The following is a 6,215-nucleotide window of genomic DNA, read 5'->3' on the forward strand; positions in this document are numbered from 1 at the left end:
ATCGCTGGCCCAAATCCTTAGCGTAGGATTCCGCCCCCTCCCGCAAACGCCCCCTGTGATGCTGGCGATGCGCGATGTGGGGCCGGAGGGGTTCGGGAAGAAAAACCGGGGCTGGAACAGCACCGAGCTGTTGAAGGACTGGCGCGAGGCGTGGAGCGCGCACGTCAACGAGCGCATGGCCGAGCTGGGGCTTGAAGGGCGGATCGACCATCGCTCCTATGAGGCGCAGGGGATCGCGCTGGAGCCGCAGCACAAGATCGGCCCGGCAGCATCGCGCAGACCGGAGCAGGGGCTTGAGGCCGAGCGGATCGAGGATCACGCGCGCATCGCCCGCGACAATGGCGAGAAGATCATCGCCAACCCGTCGATCGCGCTGGACGCGATCACCCGGCAGCAGGCGACGTTCACCACCCGCGACCTGGCCGTGTTCGCGTTCCGGCACAGCGACGGCAAGGAGCAGTTCGACCAGGTGATGACCGCGGTGCGCGCCAGCCCCGAGCTGGTCGCGTTGGGGAAGGACGGACGCGACCAGGAGCGGTTCACGTCGCGCGACATGATCGCGGTGGAGGCCCGGCTCGAGCGCAGCGCCGGCGCGCTGGCGGCGCGCGACGGTCACGGCATCGCCGATCGCCAGCGTGACGCCGCGATCGGCGCGGCCCAGGGCAGGGGGCTCGTCTTGTCGGCCGAGCAGCGCGACGCCCTCGACCATATCACCGGCCGCAAGGGGCTGGCGTCGGTCGTCGGCTACGCCGGCAGCGGCAAATCCGCGATGTTGGGCGTCGCGCGCGAGGCTTGGGAGCGGCAGGGCTACCAGGTGCGCGGTGCGGCCTTGTCGGGGATCGCGGCCGAGAACCTTGAGGGCGGGTCCGGCATCCAGTCCCGCACCCTCGCCAGCCTTGAGCACGCATGGGGGCAGGGGCGCGAGCAGCTAGGCCCGCGTGACGTGCTGGTGGTGGACGAGGCGGGCATGATCGGCTCGCGCCAGATGGAGCGGGTGTTGAGCCAGGCGCGTGACGCCGGGGCCAAGGTCGTGATGATCGGCGACCCCGAGCAGTTACAGGCGATCGAGGCGGGCGCGGCGTTCCGCAGCGTCACCGAGCGGCACGGCGCGGCCGAGATCACCGAGATTCGCCGGCAGCGCGAGGATTGGCAGCGCGACGCCACCCGCGCGCTGGCGACCGGGCGCACCGGCGAGGCGATCCACGCCTATGACGGCAAGGGCATGGTCCACGCGGCCGACACGCGCGAGCAGGCGCGGGGCGAGCTGGTCGATGGCTGGGATCGGCAGCGCCAGGCCGAGCCGGACAAGACCCGGATCATTCTCACCCACACCAACGCCGAGGTCCGCGAGCTGAACGAGGAAGCGCGCGGCCGACTTCGCGCGACCGGCGACCTTGGCGACGACGTGACGTTCAGCGCCGACCGGGGGACGCGCGCGTTCGCGCGCGGCGACCGCCTGATGTTCCTGCGGAACGAGCGGTCGCTAGGGGTGAAGAACGGCACGCTTGGCACGATCGAGCAGGTATCGGCCGAGGGGATGAAGGTTCGGCTCGACAGCGGCGCGCGGGTCGCGATGCAACCCGCCCGCGATGCTCTCCATGCGCTTGCCGAGCTTCTCCGCGCCCGCGCGGTCGCCGGCGCGCTCCATACTGGCCCGCGCCGCCTTCATGTCCTGCCACTGCTCCACGAAGCGCCCCGCACGCTTCTCCGGGTCGATACGGACCTGGCGCTCTACCTCCATCGCCTTCGCCGCGCCGCCCGTGTTCCCTTCGGCCGCGGCGCGTGCGAGCTGGGGGTCGCGCTCGATCGCGCTGGCGAGGTCGCGCGCGCCATTCGGTCGCACCTGGTCGAGCGCGTCGCCCGCCTTCGCCAGCGCCTGTTCCTGGTGCGCCAGCACCGGCAACCCCTTCTCCCGCATCCGGCCTATATCGGCCGCGGCGCGCCCATAGCGTTCGATCGCACGGGCCTGCGAGGGCGCCAGCGGCCGATCGGCCGCGATGCGCTCCGGCGACGTCGTTTTTTCCGACGTCGGTTTCGGCCGGAACCCGGCGAACATGCCCCTGGCCTTGTCGCGCACCTTCTCCGCCACCTGACGCGCGAGTTCCGGGAACCGGATCTCGCGCCGATCGGCGAACGCACGGGCCTGGTCCTGCTCGGGCCGCGCATAGTCGCCGGCCATGTCCTTGCCCCGGTCGCGCGACATGGCGCGGACGAGCTGGCGCTGGTCGGCGAAGTCGTCGCGCCCGTAATGGAGCTGCACGTCATCACGATGCCGCGACATGCCGACATAGGCGCTGTGGCGGTCCATGCCGGGGGTGGCGAGGACGTGGGCGTGATCGACGGTCACGCCCTGCGCCTTATGGAAAGTGGCGGCGTAGCCGTGATCGACCGCGGCATAGTCCTTTGCGTCGAACGCGACCCGCAGCTCGAATCCGCCTTGAAGCGGCACGCGCCCGAGCTGGCGTTGAACATGGAGCGGGGCCGGTCGATCGGGCAGGAGCTGGCGCAGTCGGTCGGACAAGGCCGCGACCGCGATCGTGGCATGAGCCGATAAGGGGGACGGGTGACGGACGAGGACGATCAGGGCGGAACCGACGCGGCCGAGGCGTTCGAGGCCATGCGTGGCGAGCTGGCGCTGTTGCGCCGCACCGTGGAGGGTCTGGCGGCCGAGCGCGGCGCGATCGACGTTCCCGACTACACCGAGACGTTAGGGCGGATGCAGCAGGGCGTGGACGCCACGGCCGCCCGCGTCGCGCTCATCAACGACGTGATCGTGCGGAGTCCGGCGCTGGCGATGACGCCGGAGCAGATGGCGCAACGGATCGCCGCGGTGGGCAACGCCGCCCGGCGCGAGGATCAGGCGGCGCTCGCCAAGGCGGGCGAGGACAAGGCCCGCGTCATGGCCGAGCTTCGCGCCATCGCCGGGTCCGCATGGACACGCGCCGACCAGAGAAACCGGCAGCTATGGTTCGCCTTGGGCGGGGTAGCGGCCGGCATCCTCGCATGGGCGATCGTGCCGGGCCTCGTCGCGCGCGAGCTCGCGCCGGCGAGCTGGCGATGGCCCGAGCGCATGGCGGCGCGGACGCTTGACATGCCCCGTTGGGAGGCAGGTCAGCGGATGATGCAGAGCGCCGACGCCGCACAGTTCCGCGCGATCGTCGCGGCCGACAAGATCGTGACGGCCAATCGTGAAACGATCGAGGGTTGCAGCAAAGCGGCGAATCGGGCGCGTGCCACAGTGCGATGCACAATTAAGGTCGCCCCGTAGTGGCCGCGTATCTATTCCGCCAAGCAATTGACAATAGACAATCCGGCCCGGTCCTCACCGTGGCACGCTTGGGCGGGTCCAATTAGAGGTCGGCGCATGGCTTCACGATCAGGCAATCAATACTAAGCGTCGTTAACCATCTTCTAATGCTTACAGTGCGATCATACAGATGCGATAGAAGTCGCACCGGGGTGAATATGAGCAGCATCTCCATCAACGACGTTATGGCCCTGCGGAACGCCGTCCTCGACAAGAACGCGGCGCTTCGGAATATAGCGAGCAACCCGAATTCTGTCGCCGTTTCCGCGGCTGCGAGAGGAGCGGCTTTTGACGCAGCGATGAACACCGCGCTGGGAACGGTGGATAGCCCAAATTCCGTCTCAGGGGTGAGCGGAGCGGCGGGCGTGTCGCAGCCAGGACACGCGGAGCCAGGCGGCTTCGCCTCTACTTTTCAGACGCAGCTTCAAAAAATTAACGCGATCAATGCGCGCGCTGGTGCTTTGACGGTCGCCTACGAACGCGGGGACGAAACCGACATTGCGAAGGTAATGCTCGCGCGGCAGGAGTCCTCGATCGCATTCGAGGCAACGTTGCAAGTTCGTAATAAAGTGCTTTCGGCCTACAAGGACATCATGAGTATGCCGGTCTAGCGCAATCTGCCGAAAGCACATCGCCTTGTCGCTAATCCGGTGCTGCGAAAAACGTTCGCACGCCAGCCCCCGCCTGCGTCCGTCAGCTGCCCTTCGGTTTCCGAGCGCTGTTGTGCATGGACACGATCTTCCATCCCCCGTTCACCTTTTTCAGCACGCTTGTGGCGACGCCGAGTCTTTCGGCGGCCTCGCCGGTTCTTGGCTCGATTCGGTAACGGTAGGTCTCGGTCGCAAGGGCAACCGACCCTTCGAAGCGGACGTCGACCTTGTAGTCGGAGAAGCGGAACGATTTGAACTGCCGCAGCTCGGGACCAAGATGATGGGCGAGGTAGGTGGCGTAGGTTCCTTCAGGGCTTCCTGTCTCGAAGACCCGCGCGTCAATCGTAAACAGTTTTTCGGTTCCAGCGACGTCAAGCTTCTCGATCGCGTTTTTGTACCGTGAGAGCACAGCCTCCACGGCCCGTGTATCGGCATCGCGGGCGACCGGCTGAGCCCACGCCACAACAGGCACGGCGATCGACATGAGCATAATCGTTTTCACGCCGGTGTTCATTCATGATCTCCCAAATAGACTGTCCGGCTTTAGGCTATCACCGCTTGATGCGATATGGAGCAGCCGACTGACCGTCAGGTCGCGAAATGGTCGAGGCTACCGTGTACTAAATAGCCCTTAGCCAACTTTGGATGGCAAGCACGATGGTCACGGCTCACCATCAAACCGAGCATCCCCGCCGTTGTCACGTTATAACTGAACAGGTGCGGAACCTCGCGGTCCGGTATGCTGAATCAAGAAGCTCGACGGTCACCGGCCAGGGGCTTAGGTCTTGGTTCAGCGAATGGGGATCACACCGACAATATGGCCACGCAACCCGACCAAATTACTACCGGAGAGGATCACGGTGGCCTCGTTCGTCGTCTTATTGCCCGTTGGCGTGACGATCCTGGCGCAACCTACCGAAGCTGGTTTCTGTGGGACGAACGGTTGAAAAACTTCCGCTCGATCCGGCGTGGTATTGGCCAGGTCGTTGGTGAGATCGAGCGCGGCACGTTCGGCGTCGCCTACCGGGGATCGTCGCTCGAAACGGTCGTTCATTCCGTCGCCGAGCAGCGTCAAATTTTCAAAGGCGCTGACCATGCCTTTCTCTGGAAGCCGAAGCTCCGCATACCCGATATCTACGAAAACCCGGAGAACCAGCGGGCGTTCGGTCGCTTGCTCGACGCCTGTTCGTGTTGCGACACGGCCGAGGAAATTATTGGCCATATCCACACGATCGATCGCTTGAAGATCAAGGGGCTCGGGCCCGCGGTCGCCAACCTGCTCTATTTTCTTCACCCGACGCTGGTGCCGCCCTTCAACACCGCGATCGTCAAAGGCTACAACGCGCTGACCGGCTCGAAGGTGAAGCTCGGGAGCTGGGAGCATTTTCTGGCGATGCGGTCGGGTGTACTCGACTTGAACGATCGCCACCGCGACCTGCTATCGAACGACCTGGGTGCGATTGGCGGCTTGCTGTTCGACATCGGCTTCGATCGCTACCCGGCCCCTCCTCTCGATGTTAGCGGCGAGGCGCTGGCAAGTTGGGGACAACGGCTTGAGACGGCGCGCGAGGAGGCGCGCACGCTCAGCAAGGCGGCGCTACGCGAAGGCGAGAACGAGCGCACCCATACTGAAATCCAAGCATGGCTTCGCGATCTAGGACTCGCGCTCGGCTATGACGTGTGGATCGCATCGAACGACCGCAGCCGTGCCTTCAATGGATCGCCGTTGGGACATGGGTGCCTTGAGCACCTGCCCGCCTCCATCGCAACCTCGAAGGGGGCGGATTCCATCCGTCTAATCGACGTGCTGTGGCTTGAGCGCGGCGGCGATCACGTCGCGGCAGCGTTCGAGGTCGAGCATTCGACGTCGATCTACTCGGGCATTGTGCGCATGCTCGACTTGGCGCTGAGCGGCAGCGCCCTCCACGCGACCGCAGGGCTGTTTCTGGTCGCACCCGACGCCCGCGAGGCGGATGTCCGCGCGCAGTTACAGCGTCCCGCGTTCAGCCGCGTCGCCGATCTCGACATATCGTATCTTCCCTACGGCGAGCTGGAGAGAAACCGCGAGGCAATCGCCAGGTTCGGATCGGGGCTTAAAGCGATCAAAGCCATCTCCAGCAAGCTGGCTTGATCGAGAGAGGTAAGGGGTACGCGCGCGCGCCGCGTATTTTCAAATGGGCGGGGGCTCAGCTGGAGATGAATGATGCATCAGATCGATCCCGAGATGAAGGCGTGCATGGACGCCTGCCATGAATGCC

4 protein-coding genes and 1 pseudogene are annotated in these 6,215 nt (G+C 65.6%); 4 read left to right on the top strand and 1 reads right to left on the bottom strand.

The genetic code is table 11. From position 1 onward, the window contains the following. The 3 genes and pseudogenes from traA to Q0U08_RS16645 all read left to right on the top strand — a co-directional run. Window positions 1–1,573: pseudogene (gene traA, locus Q0U08_RS16635) on the top strand (Ti-type conjugative transfer relaxase TraA); the annotation flags it as partial. 990 nt (window positions 1,574–2,563) lie between these two features. Further along, window positions 2,564–3,268 (top strand): DUF6118 family protein, encoded by a 705-nt coding sequence (locus Q0U08_RS16640; RefSeq protein WP_242417736.1) that lies wholly within the window; start codon window positions 2,564–2,566, stop codon window positions 3,266–3,268. A gap of 197 nt (window positions 3,269–3,465) precedes the next feature. Then, on the top strand, window positions 3,466–3,918 hold the full coding sequence (locus Q0U08_RS16645) for a flagellar hook-basal body complex protein FliE (protein ID WP_037491557.1): 453 nt from the start codon (window positions 3,466–3,468) through the stop codon (window positions 3,916–3,918). Between the two features lie 82 nt (window positions 3,919–4,000). Here the strand turns inward: Q0U08_RS16645 and Q0U08_RS16650 are convergent, their stop codons facing one another. After that, complete coding sequence (locus tag Q0U08_RS16650; RefSeq protein ID WP_004212962.1) at window positions 4,001–4,471, bottom strand: nuclear transport factor 2 family protein; 471 nt, start codon at window positions 4,469–4,471, stop codon at window positions 4,001–4,003. Window positions 4,472–4,774: 303 nt separating this feature from the next. Between Q0U08_RS16650 and Q0U08_RS16655 the strand changes: the two genes are divergently transcribed. Next, window positions 4,775–6,088, top strand: coding sequence for a hypothetical protein (locus tag Q0U08_RS16655; protein WP_004212961.1), 1,314 nt, complete (start codon window positions 4,775–4,777; stop codon window positions 6,086–6,088). The last annotated feature ends 127 nt before the right edge of the window (window positions 6,089–6,215 follow it).

The sequence above is a fragment of the uncultured Sphingomonas sp. genome, from assembly GCF_946477935.1.
Taxonomy (GTDB): Bacteria; Pseudomonadota; Alphaproteobacteria; order Sphingomonadales; family Sphingomonadaceae; genus Sphingomonas.